Raw genomic sequence first — 19,605 nt, 5'->3', positions numbered from 1 at the left:
ACTGATGCAAGCACCTGGAGCGGCTATCCTGGCTTATCGCCCTGGCTCTTATCCGTGGATGTTCATACGTAGCCCGCCGCAAACACCATCCCCAGCACGATGGGCATGACCACCAGGCTTCCGAGGTTGCTGATCAGTACCAGTGAAGCCACCTTGTGGGGCTCCTGCTGGTACTGCTCCGCCAGCATGTAGTTCAGTACAGCAGGTGGCATGGCGGCAAAGACCCACAAGGCGGCCACCTGCATGCCCGGCAGGTCCAGGATCGCGATCATCGGCCAGGCCAGGATCAGCCCGGAAGCAGGGCCGGCAATAGCGCCCAGAACACCGAGTTTCCAGTCACCGAAATCCACATCCAGCATGCGCACACCCAGAGTAAACAGCATCAGAGGAATACACACCCCGCCAAGCATATTCAGGGTTTCCAGCAGCCATTGTGGCATGGGCACGCCACCGAAATTGACCGCCAGGCCGGCAATGCTGGCAAAAACAACGGGCAGGCGTAGCCGTTTGATGATGGAGGTGTGTGGGTCCAGCATGTAAATGCCTACGGTAAAGTGCAACAGCATCCCCACGACAAACAGTACAACGGCTGCCGGCAATGCTGCCTCGCCAAAGGCGAACACCAGCACGGGAATCCCCATGTTGCCGCAGTTGTTGAACATCATTGGCGGCAGGAAGGTTTTCAGGTTCAGGTCCAGAACCCTGGCCAGGGGATAGAGCACAATGCCGGAACCCAGCACCACCACCGTTGCGGCGAGGGCCAGGCTGGTATACTCCTGCAGTGGTGCCTGCTGATCCGCCAGAACCGCGAACACCAACATGGGCACAAAGAGTTCCATGTTCAGAGTGTTCAACCCCTTGATGTCGGGCGTGCGATAACGGCCGTAAAGGGCGCCACAGCCGGCGATCAGGAACACCGGCAACATCGTGGACAGGATCTGGGCAAGCATTCAATGGCTCCGGGGATTAACTGGGGTAAGCGCTGGGGTAACCAAATAATCCGTTAGGTTCGCAAGTATACCGGGTTCCGGGCAAGTAAAACCTGCGCCGCTGCGACCAAAGACGGATTCCGTTTCAAGACCACCGGAGCAGCAGCCGGCTTGCAGCCATTGTCGCTCCTGCCACAAAATGAACCGGCACAATCCATCACACAGCGGAGACCCCTCGTGCCCGACATCTTTGACCAGCCAGTCCAGCGGGAAAATACCTGTTCCGTGAAGTTCGATGCCCGCAAGACGGTGTTCGGCAGGGAAGACGTGATCCCCCTGTGGGTGGCGGACATGGACTTCCCGGCACCGGAAGCGGTCACGCGTGCCCTGGAGGAGCGGGCCCGGCATCCGGTTTACGGCTATACGCTCTTCCCCGAGAGCCTGTACCAGGCTGTGATTGAATGGTTTGAACACCGGCATGGCTGGACTATCGAGCGGGACTGGTTGTTGATGGCACCGGGTGTGGTGCCATCCCTCCACGCGGCAGCCCTGGCGTTCGCGGGGGAAGGTGAAGGCGTGATTATCCAGCCACCGGTGTATCCGCCATTTTTCAGTTCGATCCGGAAAACCGGCCGTGCGGTGATTGAGAACCCGCTGGAGCTGGCGGGTGGTCGTTACCAGATGAACCTGGAACACCTGGAGGCCTGCGCAGCCAGGGACGACGCCAGAGTGTTGCTGCTGTGCTCGCCCCACAACCCGGTCGGCCGGGTATGGAGCGAAAGCGAGCTCAGGGAGGTACTGGCGATTGCCCGGCGACACAAGCTGTTGGTGCTGTCGGATGAGATTCACTGCGACCTGACTTACCCGGACAAGCCTGCCCATCATGTACTTGCACGTTTGGCGGGTGAGGAGGATGCGTTGGTTACCGCCGTGGCGCCGAGCAAAACCTTCAACATGCCGGGGCTGGGGCTGTCAGCGCTGGTGGTGCGGGATGAGGAGCACCGAAGGGCCTTGAAAGAGGTTTTTGAAACCATGCACATGAACCAGTGCAACCCGTTCAGTATTGCGGCATTCGAGGCCGGGTACCGCCACGGCGAGTCGTGGCTGGGCCAGCTCATGGTTTACCTGCAGGGCAACCGGGATTACGTGATCGACACCATAAGGCAGCAGTTGCCGGCAATAAAGGTGACGGAACCGGAGGGTACCTACCTGTTATGGCTGGATTGCCGTGCCCTCGAGATTGATGATTCGGAACTGAAGAAGTTCTTTGTGCACCAGGCGGGTATCGGCATGAACCCGGGTATCACATTTGGCGAGCCGGGCAGTGGATTCATGCGAATGAATATCGGCTGCCCGAGGTCGGTGCTCGAAACCGCCCTGGAACAGCTCCGTCGGGCTCTGGATAAATAACCCGTTCAGTTGCCGTTGTTCGCCCGGTCCTGGCAGGGGTGCTCCACCGGCTGCCAGTGGGGCGGCTGGCTCATGCCGGGCATCTGGCCATTACTGGGGCGGATAGCGCGATAGGTTTGCCCCTCGTGGATGGCCATCTGGCCCACCGTATAGCTGCCACCGAAGCTCCAGCGCCCGGGCTCGTTGCAGTGCTGCGCGGGTTCGTCTTCTGAAGCCGTTGCGGGCTTCTGACTCTGGGGTAGCCCCGGGCCCTCTTCCGGGGTTCCCTGCCTGCTTTGGGTGACGGCTTTTTCGTTCCCGGCGCCGCAGTCTGGTGCTGACCCCAGCTTTTTCCATTCAAAGTCCGCACCGGGTGTTTTTCCCTCATGGAGCTCGCGGGATTCGTACCAGTCCCCCCTGTGGAAGACGGTCTGCCCCGGTGGGTAATAGCGGCTCGGGATCCAGCTGTTCTCCTCCGGATCACAGGGGGCGGAAAGTGCTGTAGTACTGAAAGCCGCGGCTACCATTATGCCGGCCCATTTGAGGGGTATTGCGATACGGTTGACCATAACTGCCTGCCCTGTCGATTCTATTGACTATCAGGTTTAACGGTATTTGCGGCGAAGCTCGGTTGTTCGGGTCGCCAGGAACAGGCCTGCGAGAATCAGCAGGCCGCCGACAATATGGGGTTGGCCAAGCCGTTCTCCCAGGAAAATCCCCGCCAACACAGACGCGAACACCGGTGTGAGGTACATGAAGATGGCCGCCTTCGCCGGACCAATACGGTGTACCCCGTGGTTCCAGAACGCGTAGGCCAGAATACCCGGGAAGATCGCAAAGTACATCATCGGTATGGCGGTTGACCGGTTCAGCTCGAACCCGCCCGAGAAGAACAACAGGTCCACCAGGAAAAACGGCAGTATTACCACCGTGCCGAACGTGATCTGCACTGTCAGAAAGGTTATTGGTGGCAGCGGCACCGCCTGGCGGCGAAGCAGTACCGAAAACAGGCCCCAACTGAAGACCGCCAGCACCATGATCAGGTCGCCGGGCTGTGCACGCAGGCCGGTAAGCACTGACAGATCCCCCCGTGCGACAACCGCCAGGATGCCCAGTACCGCCAGCCCGATGCCCAGTGCCTGCACCGGGCGCGTGCGATCCCCCAGCAGTACCCACGCCAGCAACGCCACCATGATGGGGATAGTGGCATTGATCAGGGCAATGTTGGTGGCGGTGGTGGTTACCGCGGCAAAGTAGAGCAGTGAATTGAAAGCCGCCACGCTGAACGTCGACAGCGCCAGAATCGAAAGCCAGTGCTCACGGATCACATGGCGCTGGCGCCACACGCCGGGCAGGCCAAACGGCAGCAGGATTGTCAGCGCAATAACCCAGCGCCAGAAGGACATGGATAGCGGTGGAATCTCGCCAACCACACCCTTGGCGACAACGGCGTTCCCGGCCCAGAAAAGGGGTGTCAGGACCAGACCGGTATAGGCCAGCCACAAGGGTTTCGCGGTTTCTGAAGACACGCCGGCTCCTGTCAGTATTCCTGGGCCCTGATGAATTTCAGGGACCCGACAGGATACTACTCTCCAGGAACTTCTGCCTCTGTACCAACGTGGTAGGCCGCAAAGCCGGCCATAACCACCTGATCCACAGCCATTCCGATAATCCGGCCGTTGCTACTGGCGCGAATAGGATGCTGGGCGTTAGTGATAGGGTCGGAAACGTAGCCGAGTATCTCTCCTTCGGAGACTTTGGCGCCAAGGTTGATCTCACTGAACAGAATGCCGCCATGTTCGGCCCGTATCCATTCGGAGTCGTAATAGACTGGCTCCGGGTCTCCCCAGACAAACATTCTTGAGATCATGCCTTCCTTGTCCATCAGGCTGGTCAGGCTGTTAACACCGGCCTTGATCTGGTGCTCCTGGATTCTCAATGACTCGCCGGCCTCCATGGTGACTGCGCGGATACCGGCTTCAACAGCGGCAAATCGGAGCATGCCAGTCGTCCCGGTGCTGTGAACCACCGCCATGCGGTCAAACCCACGGGTAAGTTCAGCCACATCGGGATTATTCATGTCGGCACGCAACTGGGGCAGGTTGGTACGCTTGAGGGAACCGGTGTGGATGTCCACCAGCATGTCGCAATGACGGATCACGCTCTCGAACAACGAGTGGGCAATCCGGTCCGCCAGGCTACCGTCAGTGCTACCGGGAAAGTGGCGGTTGAGGTCGCGGCGGTCGGGCAGGTAGCGGCTGCCTTGCTGGAAGCCCGGCAGGTTGACAATGGGAACGCCAATAACCCGGCCTGAGAGCTTGTCCGGCTCAAGATCATACATGGTGCGACGAATGATCTCGATACCGTTGAGCTCATCACCATGGACGGCACCGGTCAGGCACAGGTTAGGGCCGGGTTTGGAGCCGTTGACCACCAATACAGGCGTAGGTTGCGACAGGCCGGCAATCTGGATGGCGGGGGACCAGGCAAGGCGGGTTGAGGTTCCGGGTAGCACTTCCGAGCCCAGCATTTTCAGGCTGCTGGCTTCTTCCAGTTGCTGGGGTTGTTCTCGATCCTCACTTTGCTCCTCTCCCGACGAAGCCTCGTCCTGCTTTGTGGTTGTTTCAGTCTCCGGAGTGGGGGCAACTTCTTTCAGATCGACGTTGGGCGCCACCTCCTCGACAGCGATATCGTCGCTTGAAGCTGGCGTCTCAGGCACTGCGGAGGGCTCCACTTCGGGAGCCTCGGCCTCCGGTTGCCGGTCTTCGCTTTCCGGCTCGGATGAGCGCAAAGGTTCCGAGTGTTCCACATCCTCGACACTCTCATCCTCGGCAAGCTCGGCGACGAGTATCTCGTTGTTGTTGGAATCACCGGACTTGTCTGCAAAGGCGGCCGGGATTGATGCCAGGCCGCCGGTCAGGGTGAAAATCAGGCCAGCGCGAAACAGGTGTGTCAGCCAGCGGTACAGCATAATTCCTCTCGGGTCGTCAGCCAGTCGGGGGCCTGTTGTCCGGAAATTGGAAGCGGTACAAGGATAGAGGCCCCGCAGGTCCATGAATACGGCTGTGACAAAGGTTTAATGCCACTTTCATGAAGTCTTTGTGTATTTCCGCAAAATGACCTATTCAATGAGGTTACAGGATGCATATTGCGGTTCTGTATCCGTTATACGTCTGAAAGGGAGTGAACTGTATGGATCTTTTGCGAGTTCTGGTTGCGATTTTGTTACCGCCGTTGGGCGTTTTTTTACAGGTAGGGATTGGTAAACACTTCTGGATCAACATCCTGTTAACAATCCTTGGCTACATCCCGGGTATCGTTCACGCGGTCTGGATCATCGCGAAGAAGTAACCTGGCCCCTTCAGAGGGGCCGATGGCACTGCAAGCCCCGGGCTCAGGTGTGAGCGGTGGCATTCCAGGTTTCATCCTCCCTGCTTGCCCTGCCATCGGATTCCAGCTTCAGCAGATGAGCCAGGGCCGAGCGGGCCGCAACACCGTGCAGGGCGGTCGGAACGTCGTCATAGGCTTCCGCGGTCAGTGCCTTAAGGGTGGCTGGGGAAAGGTGTTTCAGAGCCCTGGCGATTTTGTGCTCGCGGGCCAGCCGGTGGGTGATGAGGTAATCAATCACCGCCTCGGGGCGCCCCATCAGAAAACCATGGGCCGGAGCAATGCAGCGCACCGGCTCGGACAGCAGGTCGTACAGTGACTCGAGGTATGCCTTCATGTCACCGTCCGGCGGATTGATGACCACAGTGGAGCCCTGCATGATGTGGTCGCCGGAAAACAGCAGTTCCTGCTCCATTAGCAGGTAACACAGGTGGTTAGAGGCGTGTCCAGGTGTGTGGAGGGCCTTCAGGGTTCCTGCATCGGTCTCTATCAGGCTGCCGTTCACCGGTTCCTCGTCCGGGGCGAACGCCTGGTCCTGGGATGCCCCTGAAGGCGCTGGCTGGCCGTAGACACGACATCCCGTCCTGGCCTTCAGTGCCGTTGTTGCCGGGGAGTGATCCAGGTGGGTATGGGTGACCACCACTTGCTCGATTGCCCCGCCAGTGATTTCCAGAATCCGCTCGATGTGTGTTGCATCGTCCGGGCCCGGATCCAGCACCGTGAAGCGTTTGTGGCCCAGTACATAGGTATTGGTGCCTGGCCCGGTCATCATCCCCGGATTCGGTGCCGTCAGCCGCACCACACCGGCGGCCACTTCCACCGGTTCGCCGGGAACAATCTCCGCGTGGGTGGCGCCCTCCCCCTCCGGGTCCAGCTTCACGGCTTCGTCATAGGCTGGAGCCCCCGGCTCCAGCATCACCGGCTTGCCCTTTTTTACCGCCGGCCAGGGTTTGCTGGGATAGGGTTCCGGCGGATTGGCGTGAGCATAACGCATCAGCGCCTCGGTGGTGTCAAAATCAGTCAGTATCCGCAGCGTCCCAATCGTGGGTAATCCCAGCAAACGGCGCCCACTGCGGTGATCTTCCAGCGCTTGTTTCGGGCTCAGCCAGATGTGATCGATGGTCTCCATCCCGTCATGGCTTGCCAGTTGGCCCTCAGGTGCCACCGCTATGAAAAACCGCGTATCGAAGCGCCGGGGCGGCCCCGGCGGCGTAACCCAGTGCCCCAGGTAAGCCAACCGGTCCAATGGAATCGTCAGTTTATGGTGCCGACATAATTCCGCGAGCGTAACGTCACCCCGAAACAGTGCCCCGCGGTCTCCATGGGCCGGGTGGTCATTCGTTATGTCTGCACCGTTCTGATCCAATGCCAACAGGACACCGGCTTCCTCAAAACACTCCCGAACCGCCGCCAGCATATATTCCGCACCGCCTTCATCCAGGCTCATCGTTTTACCGATATCGGCATCTCGCAGCCCTATGGCATGTTCTCTCCCTGAGGACTCCCGCTCATCGACTGAGCCACCGGGAAATACAAAGTAGCCCGGCATAAATACCGCTTCCCAGGTCCGTTGCAGTAGCAACAGTTTCAAACCCTCGGCGGTATCTTTGACCAGAACCAGTGTTGCAGCAGCGCGAATATCCATAAGGTGTCCGTTGTACTCAAGTATTGGTGCGCATCAAAGCTTGAGGCGGCGATTGGGATTGCCGTTGCTCCCAATTCAGACGCGCCGGGGGCAACAACCAAGATAACCAATGTTGAACTTGATGTCTCGGGATGAAGGCATGCAGGCAACATATATCAATCGGAGTCGTTCTTTCCGGAAATGCTCAGCCCTGGGTCGCCAGCTTTCGGATGCCTTGTCGGTAGAACAGGTAAGCCATGGCACCTGCCATCAGGTTGCCAACGAGGGCACCACTCATCAGGCCGTTAATACCGCCAAGCTGGGAGCCGATCCAGAGCAGAGGGAGAAAACACAGGAACAGCCGCAGTACCGACACCAGCAGCGCCCTCATGGCAAGCCCCAGCGCGTTGCACACGGACACCATCAGCATGCAGATGCCCAGGCCGGTGTAGCTTAGCGGTACCCGGACCAGATAGCTGCTCAGCACGTCGCTGACGGCGCGGTCGCTGGTGAACAGCTCCGACACCAGCCCCGACGCCAACAGCCAGATCAGCCCGATGGCCAGTTGCCACACCAACACAAAGCGGACCGCCAGCCGCACGAGGATGCGAATCCGTGCAAGCTCGCCGGCACCGAGCATGCGACCGATCATCGGCGGCATCGACATGGTCAGTGCCAGTACCACCACGATAGAGAAGAATTCCAGGCGAGTGCCCAGGCCCCAGGCGGCAACGGCGGCGGAGCCAAAACCCGCAACCATTGCGGTGGCAAACATGGCCGAGGCTGGCGGCATTAACTGGCTGATCATCGCCGGGGCCATGATGCCATTCAATTGTTTGAGTGCCTGGCCGAGGGCCAGTTGCTTCAGGTCGAAGCGTATCCAGCCGGATCGCAGAAGTTTGGGGTAGATAAACAGGCAGCCGATGCCGAAAGCGGTGATGGTGGCCAGGGCAGCACCCTGCAGGCCCCATCCAAAAATGAAGATATACAAAGGGTCCAACGCGATATTTGCAAGGCTGGTGGCAACCATCATGTAGCCGGGAAGCTTGGTGTCGCCATGGGAGCGGCACACGCTGTAGCCAAAATAGAGCATGGCGCCGGTCCAGGCGGAGAGTAGCCAGGGTATCCAGTAGCTGCGGATCAAGGGGAGCAGGCTCTGTTCGGCACCCAGCATATCCATGATTTGGGTCTGCAACAGCCAGAGCCCAAGGCACAGGATGAGTACCAGAACGGCACCTACGGTGACCACAAGGCCGCCCAGGCGTTCGGCCCGGAGTTGGTCGCCGGCGCCCAGTGTTCTGGAGATGATGGCGGTGGTGGCAATACCAAGGCCAACCTGCAGGCCGATGATGAGCTGTTGCATGGGTAGCGTGAAGCCCAATGCTGCCAGCGGGTCACGGCCAAGCTGGCCAATGAAGGCGCTGTCGACCAATTGGAAGGTCATCAGTGAGAATATGCCGAAGAGCATGGGCCAGGTCATGGTAAACAACTGGCGCGGCAGGCTGGTTCTAGGGTCGGCGTTGGTCACGTTGGGGGCTTCGGTTCCTGGTGTTTTGCTTGGAGGGCGATGTTAGCAGGTTTGCGGTCTTGGGAGTGGGTGCGCCGGGCGGGCGGCGTTTCCCAGACACGCTACGAGCACATCCCTGTGCGCTTGACTTCGGCCATCCATGGCCGAAGACAGTCTGTGAAACGCCGCCCGCCCGGCGCACTGCAACTCAGCAGTTATCTCCCCGTAGGTCGGATTAGGCGAAGCCGTAATCCGACAACATACTCAAAGAACCGCCAATGCCGCCTCGTAATTCGGCTCTTCCTTGATTTCACCCACCAACTCGCTGTGCAAAACCTTGTTGTTCTCGTCTAGAACCACCACCGCACGGGAACAAAGCCCGGCAAGGGGCCCATCCTGGATGGCAACGCCGTAATCCTGCTGGAAGCTGTAATTGCGGAAGGTGGAAAGGGTGAGGACATTTTCCAGGCCTTCGGCGCCGCAGAAACGTGCGGCGGCCGGGGGCAGGTCAGCCGAGATTATGAGCACTACGGTGTTGTCCACCCCGCTGGCTTTTTCGTTGAATTTGCGGGTCGATGTGGCGCAGGTTGGGGTGTCTACACTGGGAACGATGTTCAGGACTTTGCGCTTGCCAGCCCAGTTGTCGAGGGTGACGTCTTCCAGGCCCTGGGTGGTGAGGGTGAAGTCGGGGGCGGTGTCACCCGGTTGCGGTAAGGTGCCGCTGACGGTAATCGGGTTGCCGCCGAGTGTTACGTTGCTCATTTGGAACTCCCTGATACTGACTCAATGGGTTTGTGTTTAACAACTTACTCTGTGTAGCTCATTTTGGATGCTTTTTCATCCGGGAGTCGAGTTAAGTCCGTTTCAGGCTGGCTCAAATCCCGGAGCCGGGTGGCGCTGGACCAGCAGCAGGTAGCTGGCCAGGGCTGCTATGGCGCAGGTAGCGATGACAGCGGCCATCACCAGGGAGGTGCCGTCGTGGAAATATCCCACCAGCGCGCCCACGGTTGCCGCGACCACCATCTGGGTGAAGCCAAACAGTGCTGAGGCGGAACCGGCCATGCGGGGGAAGTTGGCCAGGGCGCCGGCCATGGTCTGGGGCAGAACCATGCCCACGCCTATCATGAACAGAGTCTGGGGCAGGATCACGGCCCAGACGCTGTAGGCCTGGGCGGCCGCCAGCGCAGCCATCAGCCCACCACCGGCAACGGAAACAACCAGGCCCCGGACCAGAATCTGGTCTGGCACCAACCGGCTACCAAGGCGGATAGCGGTCAGGTTACCGACGATATAACCGGCCACAATGCAGGCGAAGAACAGGCCAAAGTGCTGGGGCGCGACTCCGAGGAAATCGATCAGCACAAACGACGATCCGGACAGGAACGCGAACAGGCCGGCGAAAGTGAGCGAATTGGTCAGGGTGTATCCCAGGAAACTGATATCCGAGGCAATGGCCTGGTAGTTCTTCCAAAGGCTGGCAATGCGCAGCGATTGCCGGTTTTCCGGGCGCATCGGTTCGGGAATACCGACTGCCACCACAATCGCCATCACCAGCGCGTAACCACCCAGCGCAAGGAAAATCGACGGCCACCCTAACCCGACCACCATAAACCCGCCCAAGGTGGGCGCAATAGCCGGTGCCAGGGCCATGATGCTGGCGAGGATCGCCATGATTTTTGCGGCATCTCTTGGCGAATAGATATCCCGCACTGCCGCCCGACCCAGCACTGGCCCGGCGGACCCCCCCAGCGCTTGCAGGAAGCGGCACAGGATCAGTGTTTCAATATTGGTGGCAAGGGCACAGACCACACTGGCAACTGCAAACAGCAGGAAGCCGCCAATCATGATGGGTTTACGCCCAAAACGGTCTGCCAGTGGGCCGCAGATCAACTGGGCAAGGGCAAACCCGGCCATGTAAATGCTCAGCGTAAGCTGTACTTGCCCAGTATCGGCTGAGAGTGCATCCCCCATGGCCGGCAATGCAGGCAGATACATATCAATCGCCAGCGGCCCGAGGGCGACAGCGGCTGCCAATAGTATCGTTGTCCATACACTGGTCAGTGCGAGCATTACTTATCCTGGGATCTTTGGAGTATCGCACTGGGTGTGAACCGGCCTTCTGAAACACGCTGTGAATACGTCCCTGTACGCTCGGCTCCGCCATCCATGGCTCCGCACGGTTTCAGAAGGCCGGTTCACACCCAGCGCTTGATCTGATCTGGGGAGTTTACGCTTGTACAGTCCTGGGATAACGGCCGGCTATTTCATACAACGTATGAATAAATCAGATAGGTTAAGTGTTGAAGTCATTCATCGCTGCCGCCACGCCGTTAACGTGATTGCGAATCCATCGGTGGGCGGGGTCGTTCTGGTTGCGCTTGTGCCACAGCATCAGCAGCGTGAAGGGCTTGTAGTCAAAGGGCAGGGGGGTCCAGGCAAACGCTTTCAGTAAGTCCTCACTCATGCGCTTGGGCGCTGTGGCGAGCATATCGGTGCCGTGCAGGAAGCCTGGCAGGCCGGAGAAGTTGGAAACCGTTACAACCGTGCGGCGGCTCAGGCCCTGGGCGGATAACGAGCCTTCGAAAGCTGTTTTTTCACCCGTGCCGAACAGGATGGCGATGTGGTCGGCCTTCAGGTAATCCGCCAGGGATTCCGGGGCTTGTCGGATCGCGGGATCATAGAAAACCACCATCTGATCCGCCATCAGGCCCCTCTGCATGATGTCGGTGGCTTCCGGCGCGTGGGGTGAAATAATCAGGTCGCACAGGTCCTTGCGCAACATATCGGCCGTCGGGATGCCCGAGGGGATCACCTGCAGACGGATGCCGGGTGCTTCCTGCCGGATCACTGACAGGAGGCCGGGCAACAGCAGGTCGCGCTGGTAGTCGTTGGCGGCGATGGTGAAGGTGAACTCGGCCGTGGCCGGCGTGAACGGCGGGCCGGAAGACAGGGAATGCAAGTCGTCCAGTATCTGGCGAATGTGCGGGCCAGCCTGCATCGCGTAACGGGTAGGCACGATGCCCCGACCGGATTTGACGAACAGGGCGTCGCCCAGGGCCTGGCGCAGGCGGTCCAGGGTGTGGCTGACCGCGGATTGACTCACACCCAGTCGCAAGGCCGCCCTCGAGACGCTACCCTCGTCCAGCACGGCAATGAACGTGCTGAGGGCGCGAATGTCGAGGTTGAATGTATCAATGGGCTTCATGAATGGCAGTGTACCCCAGTCATCAGGGCTTTTCCTGCATCCGTACAAACTCCACCAACGCCTGGACCGTCTCCTTGAACCAGGGGTTATAGGTCAGCCGGCTGGTGAGCACCGGCCTTTCGGTGTCGTGCCAGGCGCTGAACCACAGATTCTGTTCCTCAAGTTGGCGGCAGTCGTCCAGGCTGATGAGGTTGGGCTCCAGGCAGCGGTTTAAAGGATTGCCGATACCGTAGAGTTCATTATTGGGGGCAATAGCCAGGGACTGGTGGGAAAACTCCAGAATGTTGTCGTCAGGCAGGTAGCTGTTGAAGCTGACGATGCGATCGTTTCGCCAATTCTCCGGCCAGGGCTCACGCAGATCGCGGAATACCAGCATGCGGTTATCCGGGTTGGTGAAACGGGTGCGGAACTCGTTGACCAGAAACTCCAGGTTAATCACCGAGTCCGCTTCGGTAGCTGCGATTAGCACCGGTAGGTCAATTTGCCGGTATTGGGACAGCAGGGCCTGTACTTTGTCGAGCACGGTGGAAAGCTGGACCGCCGAGTTGGTGGCGAACGACTCGTACTTTACCGGGTTAAGCTCTGCTTCCTCTTCCACAAAATCCGTGAACAACCTTGCGGCACTGGCCAGCCAGAGATAGTCCTTCAGACCGTTGAGCTCCCAGGCGGGGGCCAGCACCACCAAACCAGCGGGTCTGGGGGTGTTCTTCGACAGGGCCCGCTCGGTGGCAAGGGCTCCGCCGAGAGAAAAGCCTCCGATGAAAGGGATATCCACATCATCGGCGAGGGCGTTGAAATGTTCGCGAACCTGCTGTCGCCAGACGTCGGCGCTGGCACTCACCATATCTCCGGGCCGGGTGCCATGGCCTTGAAGGAGAACCGTGCGGACCTCAATGCACTGTTCAGCGAGTACCCTGGCAAAGTCCCGGAATACGAAAGGCGAGTCGCTGAGCCCGTGCACCAGCAAGATGCCACGGGTCTGCTCCCGTTTGCAGTGGTCGGCGGGCATCACCCGAAAAGGCATATTCCATTCAATTTGTTGTTGTCGCGGGAAGTCTGGTACGGCCACCAGGTTTTCTGTCAGATGCTGGCGGGTGTCTGCCAGGTATTGCCCGAAATCGTCTGCACCTCCCGGCATCAACTGGGTGGTTGCAGGCTCATACATAACGGGAGATGTTGTGCAGGCGGCTATCAGTGCCAGCGCCATTACCGGGAAAATCCTGAACAGAGCTTTGGGCATGGGTTTCCTGTATCCAACGGTTTGAGTGAGTGCTCAAATTGTGATGCTGCATGGTTTACGATGTAGTAAACCTGACTGGATGACAAAGGAGAACCCGATGAAGCCGATCCTGGCGTTCGATGTATACGGAACCCTGGTGGACCCGATGGGTATGGCCGAGCTGCTGGCCCCGGATGCGGGCGAAGAGGCGGAGTCTGTCAGTGCGCATTGGCGTGAGAAGCAGCTAGAGTTTTCCTTTCGCAAGGGCCTGATGCGAATGTATGAGGATTTCGGGGTCTGTACCCGGCAGGCGTTGAGGTACGCGATGGCCAGCCATGGGCTGGACCTGAGCAAGGAGCGGGAGGATGAGCTGATGGGGGCCTATCTTTCCCTGCCTGCCTTTGATGACTCGTTGCCTGCGCTGCAATCCCTGAAAGGGGACTATCGCATGTTTGCTTTTTCCAATGGCACCTATCCGGCGTTGGAGAAGGTGTTGGGGCATAACAATTTGCTGGATCTGTTCGAGGGGTTGGTGTCGGTGGATGATATCAGGAGTTTCAAGCCAGACCCGGCGGTGTATGCCTATGCGCGAAGGGCGACGGGGGCGATGAATAAGCCGTTGTGTCTGGTGTCGAGTAATGCCTGGGATGTGATCGGGGCCCGGGCGGCGGGGTTGATGGCCATTTGGGTTCAGAGGGACTCTGGGAAAGTGTTTGAGGACTGGGGGATTGAGCCTAATGCAGTGATTCGTAGTCTTTCTGAGTTGCCCGCGATTTTGGCTGACCTCTGAACCTGGTGGGGGCGCGGCTCGGGAAGGGTTGTCCAAAACACGCTCCTTGCGGCACATCCATGTGACGCTTGGGCTCCGCCATCCATGGCTCCGCACAGTTTTGGACAACCCTTCCCGAGCCGTGCTTCCGGCTTTCGTGCCAGATCTCCGATAGTTAGAGGGTTAGAGAGCTTTAGCTCAATCCGATCTTTCTGCCAGCCATTCCGCCATTTCCAGCCAGCTTTCCTGCGGCGCTTTGCTGCCGGCTAGAATCCCCATGTGTCCGCCAGGCGTGACCCGGAAGGTGACGTCCTTCGAACTGACATGGTCTTCTATTCGTTTGACCGCACCCGGAGTTGCCAGGGTGTCGCTGTCGCCGGCGATGGCAAGTAAGTTGGCGTTTACATTTTCCAGTCTGGCCACGTCTTCGCCGATCTGGATCTGGCCTTTCGACAGTTCATTGTCGATCCACAGGCGCACCACTGCGTCCTGAACAATGCCGCCGGGGTAGGCGACCATGCGGTCGAGGAAGGCGGAGGTGGTGGCGTGGCTGGAGACGAATTCGCGGTCGCCCAGGCGGACGATGAGTTCCCAGTAGCCCATCACGCTGCCGATGGGGTTGGTGAGTTTGAAGCCGATGGTGTTGGCCCAGCCCGGGGTGTGGAACCAGTGGGGTTTGACGTCGTGCAGGCGAAAGCCGGTGCGTTTGCGGACGAAGTCGGCAACGTCGGAGACCCGTTGGTACATCAAACCCATCAGCCCGGATGCGTGGCTGTCGATGGGGGAGCCCAATACGATGGCGTTGCGGATGTGCTGGTCACGGCTGAGGGCGGAATAGAACAGCGTGAACATGCCCCCCAGACTCCAGCCGTGCAGCGACAGCTCCTGCTCCCCGCTGTGTTCCCTTACCCGGTTCAGGTACGCAGGCAGCAATTCCGCCACGTAGGTGTGAAGATTGTAGTGACTGTGCTGCCGTGTGGGCACGCCCCAGTCGATCAGGTACACCTCAAATCCCTTGGCCCGCAGGAACCGCACCAGGCTGCGTTGGGGGAACAGGTCGTAGATCAGCATGTTCACCGCTAGCGGCGGTACAATCACAATCGGCGTTTTGTGGGGCTTACGCTCTACATCAATCATCTCGCCGTCCAGCTCGATAAAGTCCTCGGCCAAGGGCGGGTAGTAACGCAGGCTTACCAAGCCATCGGTGTGCAACGTCTCGAACGGAGTCTGCCCAGCCTGAACCAGGCTGGCGGCCCGGAATACCCGGTCGAAGGCGTTACCGGCGTATAGCGCCGTCTGGCGGGTCAGGCCGGAGGCTTTTCGGAAGGCGTGCTGCAGTGGATCGGGCATGGAAGTGTCCATCATTGGTACGGAGTTTATCCAAGAATCATATTTTGTTTATGACGTTGTGGTGGCTAGGGCGCGGTAACTGGATGGTTCCGAGGGGAGAAGTGGACAGACCTTTGGCAGACCGTGCATTGCCATGGATGGCAATGCCGAGCCCCCAGGGATGGGTTCACGGCGTGTCTGACAAAGGTCTGTCCACTTCTCACCATACCTCCACAAACAACCGGCTGGGGCCAAGGTTACCGGCCAGGCCGGGGCGCGGCTATGGCAAGAACGTCCATCGCCAATGGCAAACCGGTCACTTCAGCCCACTGCCCAAACGTGCCAACCATTGGTATCATTCGCCCATCGCAAAAAACCAACAACAGGACAACCATGCTCAGCTTCCTGCCAGCCCCGGTCACCGGCGTACTCAGCTCCATCCTGCTCGGACTCAACACCCTGTTCTGGTGTTTGCTCCTCTACATCCCGGCCATCCTCAAACTGATCATCCCCCACACCGGCTTCCGGGTGTTGTGCACCAAAGTCATCATCTGGATCGCCGAAGCCTGGGTCGCCTGCAACACCGGCTGGATGAAACTCACCCACGGCACCAAATGGACCGTGCACGGCGAGGAAAAACTCAAACGGGAAAGCTGGTACCTGGTGCTTAGCAACCACCAGAGCTGGGTCGACATCTTCGCCATGCAGCGGGTCTTCAACCACAGGGCGCCGTTTCTCAAGTTCTTCCTCAAGCAACAGCTGATCTGGGTGCCGGTCATCGGCCTGGCCTGGTGGGGGCTGGATTTCCCGTTCATGAAACGCTACACCCGTGAATACCTGATCAAACACCCGGAAAAGCGCGGCGAAGACCTGAAAGCCACCCGCCAGGCCTGCGAAAAGTTCCGTTACACCCCGGTAAGCGTGATGAATTTCGTCGAAGGCACCCGCTTTACCCAGGCCAAGCACGACAAGCAGAAGTCAAAATACACCCACCTGCTTACCCCGAAGGCCGGTGGTGTGGCGTTCGTACTGGATGCCATGGGGGATGCCATCGAAACCCTGGTGGACGTGACCATCGCCTATCCGGGCGGCGCGCCCACCTTCTGGGATTTCATGTGTGGCAGGGTTAGCGAAGTGAAGATGGAAATCGACACCGTCGCCATTCCCGAACACCTCAAGGGCCGGGATTACGCGACTGATGCCGAGCACCGCAAGAACGTGAAGAACTGGCTGGCGGAGCAGTGGCGAGCGAAGGACGAGCGCTTGTCAAGGATGCTCGAACAGGACTAGCTGTTGTCCTCGTCGTCCTCGATCTCATCGGGGTGCTCTTTCTTGTAGCGCTCCCACTCTTCCCAGTCATGGGGCGTACCGGCATGGGGCCGCTTCAGGTGCTTAGCGTGCTCCATGGCATTGTGGCGCAGGCTGTGGTCCCGCTCCTCTTCTTCCTCATCGAAGCCGTACTTCTTCAGGAATTCTGTTGGGCTGATAGGCATCCGGATTCACCCCCATAACGAGTAAGTGCCCCTCTCTTGATTACGATGGTGGTCCGGAGCCGGATTTTCAAGCATCGTCCGTGCTTTGAGGCTTGCTGTCTGCAGCCTGGTCTTCCACCAGATTGAAGAGAATCTGTTTGCGCTCCTCATCCACACCCGCAAAGGTGACCGTCACCGGCTGTTCAAGCTGGAAGATACGGCCGTTCTTGTTATGAACCAGGCGCAGGGTAACCGGGTCAAAGCTGAACTTGCCTTCCAGCGTCTTGCAACTGACAAACCCTTCCAGCCCGTTGGCGTCGAGCCGGACAAAGAAGCCTGCGGGAATTGTACGGCTGATCACGCCAGTCATCCTGTCCTCGCCCAGAGTCTTCGCAAAATCACTCTTGAGCCAGTTTTCGAGGCTATTGGCCGCCTGCCGGGCCCGGAACTGGGTCAGTTGCAGTTCGGCCAGTTGCTCATCGGTCAGCTCTGCCAGCGGCTCCTGCCACAGGATCGACTTGATGAGCCGGTGCACGTGAAAGTCGCTGAATTTGCGCAGCGGTGAGGTAAAAGTGGTGTAGGCTGTCAGCCCCATGCCCTGGTGGGGCGCCGCGGTAAACGACAGCTCCGCGCGGGCGAGTTGGCGGGAGAGGATGGCCTTGACCGGTACGTCCGCCTCCAGCCCTTCGGTCTGCTTCATCAGATCGCGAAAACCTTCGGCGCTGGTGGCGTCCAAATCGGCGAGCTGTGGAGCATAGCCTTCCAGCAGCGCACGGATGTTATCGGCACGATCGCCCCGCAAACCGGGGTGCTGTATGAACAGGCCTCTGTTCTGTTGCCCCAGGAAGTCCGCGGCGCACCGGTTAGCGGCAATCATGCACTCTTCCACCAGGCGGTGGGCCTCATTTTGCACAGAGGGTTCGATCAACCGTACCCGGCGGTTTTCATCCAGGCGCAGGCGAAATTCCGGGCGGTCGCCGTTTACCAGTGCATGCTCACCGCGCCACTTGCGCAGGGACATGGCGGCCTGGTGGAGCTGGTCGAGGCTGTTGGACACACTGTCTGGCAGTGCCTTGATATCGTCGTCCTCCCGCCCTTCGATCAGGTTGGAGACCAGTTCGTAGCTGAGTTTGCCGTGGGAGCGAATCACCGCCTGATGAAAGCTGTATTCGCCCAGGCTGCCATCGTTGTTCACCTGCAGGTCACACACCAGGGCAAGGCGCTTCACATCGGGCATCAATGAGCACAGGCGGGTACTGAGGGTGTCCGGCAGCATGGGTAGCGGTTCGCCGGGAAAGTAGATCGCGGTGGCGCGGCGGAAGGCTTCCTGCTCGGCCGGGCTGCCCGGTTCAATCACCGCTGTCGGGTCGGCGATGGCAATAGACAGTTTCCAACCGGTGGCGTTGGGTTCGGCCAGCAGGGCGTCGTCCATGTCCTGGGTGCCGGGGCTGTCGATGGTGACATAGGGCTGACTGGTGCGGTCTTCACGGCCCTCGCCCCTGGCTTCAACGGCGGATTCGTCCAGTGCCTCGGTTTGCTTCCGGACCGCGTCCGGCCAGGTGTCCGGCAGGTCGAAGGTGGCGACGGTGAAGGCGCGCTCGATGCCGGTCTCGCCGGCCTTTCCAATAACTTTCAGGATCTTTGCCTGACCCTTGCCGTCCTTGATGGGGTGCTTGTGAATGCGGCAGTAGATGTAGTCATCGGGCTCGGCGTTCTGGCGCTCTTTCGGTGGAATGAAAATCCAGCGGTTGATGCCGGGGGTTTCCGGTACCACAAAATGGCCCTTGCCCCTTACCAGGTAGCGCCCCACGAAGGTATCCAGGCTGGTTTCCAACAGTTCGTCGATCACGCCCTGGGTCTTGCCTTTGTCACCTTCCTGCTCGGTGATGTTGACCCGGTCGCCGGGCAGGACTTTCTGCATTTCTTCCGGCGGCAGGAATACATCCCGCCCTTCATCCAGTACCACGAAGCCAAAACGCCCGTTGGTGGCTTTGACAGTGCCGGGAAACACCACCTTTTTGTCTTCGATATCGGATTTCAGCTGGCGCAACTGGCTGAGGGCGTCGGCGTTGAGCATGAACAGAACCTGGCTGGATAAAATTTGAATGTTGCTGCGGAGTATACCGGTTATGGCGGTATGAGTCAGACCCGTTACGCGGGGTTAATTTCCCGGCTCGGTTCATTGGCCGGGATAGTCGCGGGGCAAGGTGCAGAGTTCAAGACACAAACTAGTTGTGTTCGGCGAAGACCCGGGCCTGTCCGCTCTCGTTGAACATCAGCACCTGGTAGTGATCCTTGCGGTCACCCATTTCCATACCCGGTGAGCCGACCGGCATGCCAGGCACCGCCAGGCCTTTCGCTTGCGGCGCTTCTGCGATCAGCCGATGGATATCGTTGGCTGGCACGTGGCCTTCGATCACATAGTCACCAACAAACGCGGTATGGCAGCTGGCCAGTGAGGGCGTCAGGCCGGCATCAATCTTTATGGGATTCAGGTCGTTGGTTTCAGTGACTTCCACCTTGAAACCGTTGTCTTTCAGGTGGTCCACCCAATCAGTGCAGCAGCCGCAGTTCGGGGACTTGTAGACATGAATGTCTTCCAGTCCGTCATCGGCCTGCAACTGGCCGTTCAAGCCAAGGGTGGTGACAAGGCCAAGGGCCAGCATGTGTGTTTTCATGATGTTACCTCAGTGATGGTGGGTGTGATCGTTGCCGGATTCGCCGCCGGTGGAGGGTGACAGCCAGAACCACCAGACAATGGCGGTCATCAGGATC

General features: G+C 59.2%; 18 protein-coding genes. 4 read left to right on the top strand and 14 right to left on the bottom strand.

All coding sequences use genetic code 11. The features are described from left to right. Positions 1 to 62 precede the first annotated feature (62 nt). Positions 63 to 950 (bottom strand): AEC family transporter, encoded by an 888-nt coding sequence (locus NLU14_RS16330; protein WP_275708459.1) that lies wholly within the window; start codon positions 948 to 950, stop codon positions 63 to 65. Between the two features lie 216 nt (positions 951 to 1,166). On the opposite strand from NLU14_RS16330, the gene NLU14_RS16325 reads away from it, so the two are divergent. Beyond that, entirely contained in the window at positions 1,167 to 2,339 is a 1,173-nt protein-coding gene (locus tag NLU14_RS16325; protein WP_275708457.1) for a MalY/PatB family protein, read from the top strand. A gap of 5 nt (positions 2,340 to 2,344) precedes the next feature. Here the strand turns inward: NLU14_RS16325 and NLU14_RS16320 are convergent, their stop codons facing one another. Genes NLU14_RS16320 through NLU14_RS16310 form a run of 3 tightly spaced genes read right to left on the bottom strand, consistent with a single transcriptional unit; the run spans position 2,345 to position 5,289 of the window. Further along, a complete protein-coding gene (locus tag NLU14_RS16320) occupies positions 2,345 to 2,887 on the bottom strand; it encodes a carbohydrate-binding protein (protein WP_275708455.1) in 543 nt (180 codons plus the stop codon). Positions 2,888 to 2,923: 36 nt separating this feature from the next. Beyond that, positions 2,924 to 3,847 carry a DMT family transporter gene (locus tag NLU14_RS16315; RefSeq protein ID WP_275708453.1) on the bottom strand — a complete coding sequence of 308 codons (924 nt, stop codon included), beginning with the start codon at positions 3,845 to 3,847 and terminating at the stop codon, positions 2,924 to 2,926. 56 nt (positions 3,848 to 3,903) lie between these two features. Then, positions 3,904 to 5,289 (bottom strand): succinylglutamate desuccinylase/aspartoacylase family protein, encoded by a 1,386-nt coding sequence (locus NLU14_RS16310; protein ID WP_275708451.1) that lies wholly within the window; start codon positions 5,287 to 5,289, stop codon positions 3,904 to 3,906. A 221-nt stretch (positions 5,290 to 5,510) separates the two neighbouring features. Between NLU14_RS16310 and NLU14_RS16305 the strand changes: the two genes are divergently transcribed. Continuing rightward, positions 5,511 to 5,669 (top strand): YqaE/Pmp3 family membrane protein, encoded by a 159-nt coding sequence (locus NLU14_RS16305; RefSeq protein ID WP_007155136.1) that lies wholly within the window; start codon positions 5,511 to 5,513, stop codon positions 5,667 to 5,669. Between the two features lie 43 nt (positions 5,670 to 5,712). Here the strand turns inward: NLU14_RS16305 and NLU14_RS16300 are convergent, their stop codons facing one another. The 6 genes from NLU14_RS16300 to NLU14_RS16275 all read right to left on the bottom strand — a co-directional run bounded on the left by NLU14_RS16300 (position 5,713) and on the right by NLU14_RS16275 (position 13,281). Then, positions 5,713 to 7,350, bottom strand: coding sequence for an MBL fold metallo-hydrolase (locus tag NLU14_RS16300; RefSeq protein ID WP_275708449.1), 1,638 nt, complete (start codon positions 7,348 to 7,350; stop codon positions 5,713 to 5,715). A gap of 184 nt (positions 7,351 to 7,534) precedes the next feature. Further along, positions 7,535 to 8,857: an MATE family efflux transporter gene (locus NLU14_RS16295; protein WP_420845072.1), complete on the bottom strand. Its 1,323-nt coding sequence runs from the start codon at positions 8,855 to 8,857 to the stop codon at positions 7,535 to 7,537. A 243-nt stretch (positions 8,858 to 9,100) separates the two neighbouring features. Beyond that, entirely contained in the window at positions 9,101 to 9,598 is a 498-nt protein-coding gene (gene tpx / locus NLU14_RS16290) for a thiol peroxidase (protein WP_275708447.1), read from the bottom strand. A 102-nt stretch (positions 9,599 to 9,700) separates the two neighbouring features. Next, positions 9,701 to 10,906 (bottom strand): Bcr/CflA family multidrug efflux MFS transporter, encoded by a 1,206-nt coding sequence (locus NLU14_RS16285; protein ID WP_275708444.1) that lies wholly within the window; start codon positions 10,904 to 10,906, stop codon positions 9,701 to 9,703. Positions 10,907 to 11,129: 223 nt separating this feature from the next. Continuing rightward, the gene (locus NLU14_RS16280) at positions 11,130 to 12,041 is read right to left on the bottom strand and encodes a LysR family transcriptional regulator (protein ID WP_275708441.1); all 912 of its coding nucleotides are present in this window, start codon (positions 12,039 to 12,041) and stop codon (positions 11,130 to 11,132) included. Between the two features lie 22 nt (positions 12,042 to 12,063). Further along, entirely contained in the window at positions 12,064 to 13,281 is a 1,218-nt protein-coding gene (locus NLU14_RS16275) for an alpha/beta hydrolase (RefSeq protein ID WP_275708438.1), read from the bottom strand. Positions 13,282 to 13,378: 97 nt separating this feature from the next. On the opposite strand from NLU14_RS16275, the gene NLU14_RS16270 reads away from it, so the two are divergent. Continuing rightward, entirely contained in the window at positions 13,379 to 14,050 is a 672-nt protein-coding gene (locus NLU14_RS16270; RefSeq protein ID WP_275708435.1) for a haloacid dehalogenase type II, read from the top strand. A gap of 177 nt (positions 14,051 to 14,227) precedes the next feature. Here NLU14_RS16270 and NLU14_RS16265 read toward each other — a convergent pair whose 3' ends face one another. After that, entirely contained in the window at positions 14,228 to 15,379 is a 1,152-nt protein-coding gene (locus NLU14_RS16265) for an alpha/beta fold hydrolase (protein WP_275708433.1), read from the bottom strand. Positions 15,380 to 15,751: 372 nt separating this feature from the next. Here NLU14_RS16265 and NLU14_RS16260 point away from each other — a divergent pair, with 372 nt between their 5' ends. Continuing rightward, positions 15,752 to 16,648: an acyltransferase gene (locus NLU14_RS16260; RefSeq protein WP_275708569.1), complete on the top strand. Its 897-nt coding sequence runs from the start codon at positions 15,752 to 15,754 to the stop codon at positions 16,646 to 16,648. Here NLU14_RS16260 and NLU14_RS16255 read toward each other — a convergent pair. The 3 genes from NLU14_RS16255 to NLU14_RS16245 form a co-directional block, all read right to left on the bottom strand. Further along, entirely contained in the window at positions 16,645 to 16,851 is a 207-nt protein-coding gene (locus NLU14_RS16255) for a hypothetical protein (RefSeq protein WP_275708431.1), read from the bottom strand. The two genes, NLU14_RS16260 and NLU14_RS16255, sit on opposite strands and share 4 nt — an antisense overlap. A 67-nt stretch (positions 16,852 to 16,918) precedes the next feature. Continuing rightward, complete coding sequence (locus tag NLU14_RS16250) at positions 16,919 to 18,907, bottom strand: ribonuclease R family protein (protein WP_275708429.1); 1,989 nt, start codon at positions 18,905 to 18,907, stop codon at positions 16,919 to 16,921. A gap of 151 nt (positions 18,908 to 19,058) precedes the next feature. Next, the gene (locus NLU14_RS16245; RefSeq protein WP_275708426.1) at positions 19,059 to 19,508 is read right to left on the bottom strand and encodes a DUF411 domain-containing protein; all 450 of its coding nucleotides are present in this window, start codon (positions 19,506 to 19,508) and stop codon (positions 19,059 to 19,061) included. Between the last annotated feature and the right edge of the window lie 97 nt (positions 19,509 to 19,605).

This window comes from Marinobacter iranensis (assembly GCF_029207565.1).
Taxonomy (GTDB): Bacteria; Pseudomonadota; Gammaproteobacteria; order Pseudomonadales; family Oleiphilaceae; genus Marinobacter; species Marinobacter iranensis.
The sequence above is the reverse complement of the archived record's forward strand: the minus strand, read 5'-3'. Positions and strand labels throughout refer to the sequence as shown.

Coding starts and splice junctions, on each gene's coding strand:
- NLU14_RS16250 (WP_275708429.1), bottom strand. CDS start 18,907: ATGCTCAACGCCGACGCCCTCAGCCAGTTGCGCCAGCTGAAATCCGAT.
- NLU14_RS16275 (WP_275708438.1), bottom strand. CDS start 13,281: ATGCCCAAAGCTCTGTTCAGGATTTTCCCGGTAATGGCGCTGGCACTG.
- NLU14_RS16305 (WP_007155136.1), top strand. CDS start 5,511: ATGGATCTTTTGCGAGTTCTGGTTGCGATTTTGTTACCGCCGTTGGGC.
- NLU14_RS16310 (WP_275708451.1), bottom strand. CDS start 5,289: ATGCTGTACCGCTGGCTGACACACCTGTTTCGCGCTGGCCTGATTTTC.
- tpx (WP_275708447.1), bottom strand. CDS start 9,598: ATGAGCAACGTAACACTCGGCGGCAACCCGATTACCGTCAGCGGCACC.
- NLU14_RS16260 (WP_275708569.1), top strand. CDS start 15,752: ATGCTCAGCTTCCTGCCAGCCCCGGTCACCGGCGTACTCAGCTCCATC.
- NLU14_RS16270 (WP_275708435.1), top strand. CDS start 13,379: ATGAAGCCGATCCTGGCGTTCGATGTATACGGAACCCTGGTGGACCCG.
- NLU14_RS16300 (WP_275708449.1), bottom strand. CDS start 7,350: ATGGATATTCGCGCTGCTGCAACACTGGTTCTGGTCAAAGATACCGCC.
- NLU14_RS16280 (WP_275708441.1), bottom strand. CDS start 12,041: ATGAAGCCCATTGATACATTCAACCTCGACATTCGCGCCCTCAGCACG.
- NLU14_RS16330 (WP_275708459.1), bottom strand. CDS start 950: ATGCTTGCCCAGATCCTGTCCACGATGTTGCCGGTGTTCCTGATCGCC.
- NLU14_RS16320 (WP_275708455.1), bottom strand. CDS start 2,887: ATGGTCAACCGTATCGCAATACCCCTCAAATGGGCCGGCATAATGGTA.
- NLU14_RS16285 (WP_275708444.1), bottom strand. CDS start 10,906: ATGCTCGCACTGACCAGTGTATGGACAACGATACTATTGGCAGCCGCT.
- NLU14_RS16265 (WP_275708433.1), bottom strand. CDS start 15,379: ATGCCCGATCCACTGCAGCACGCCTTCCGAAAAGCCTCCGGCCTGACC.
- NLU14_RS16245 (WP_275708426.1), bottom strand. CDS start 19,508: ATGAAAACACACATGCTGGCCCTTGGCCTTGTCACCACCCTTGGCTTG.
- NLU14_RS16255 (WP_275708431.1), bottom strand. CDS start 16,851: ATGCCTATCAGCCCAACAGAATTCCTGAAGAAGTACGGCTTCGATGAG.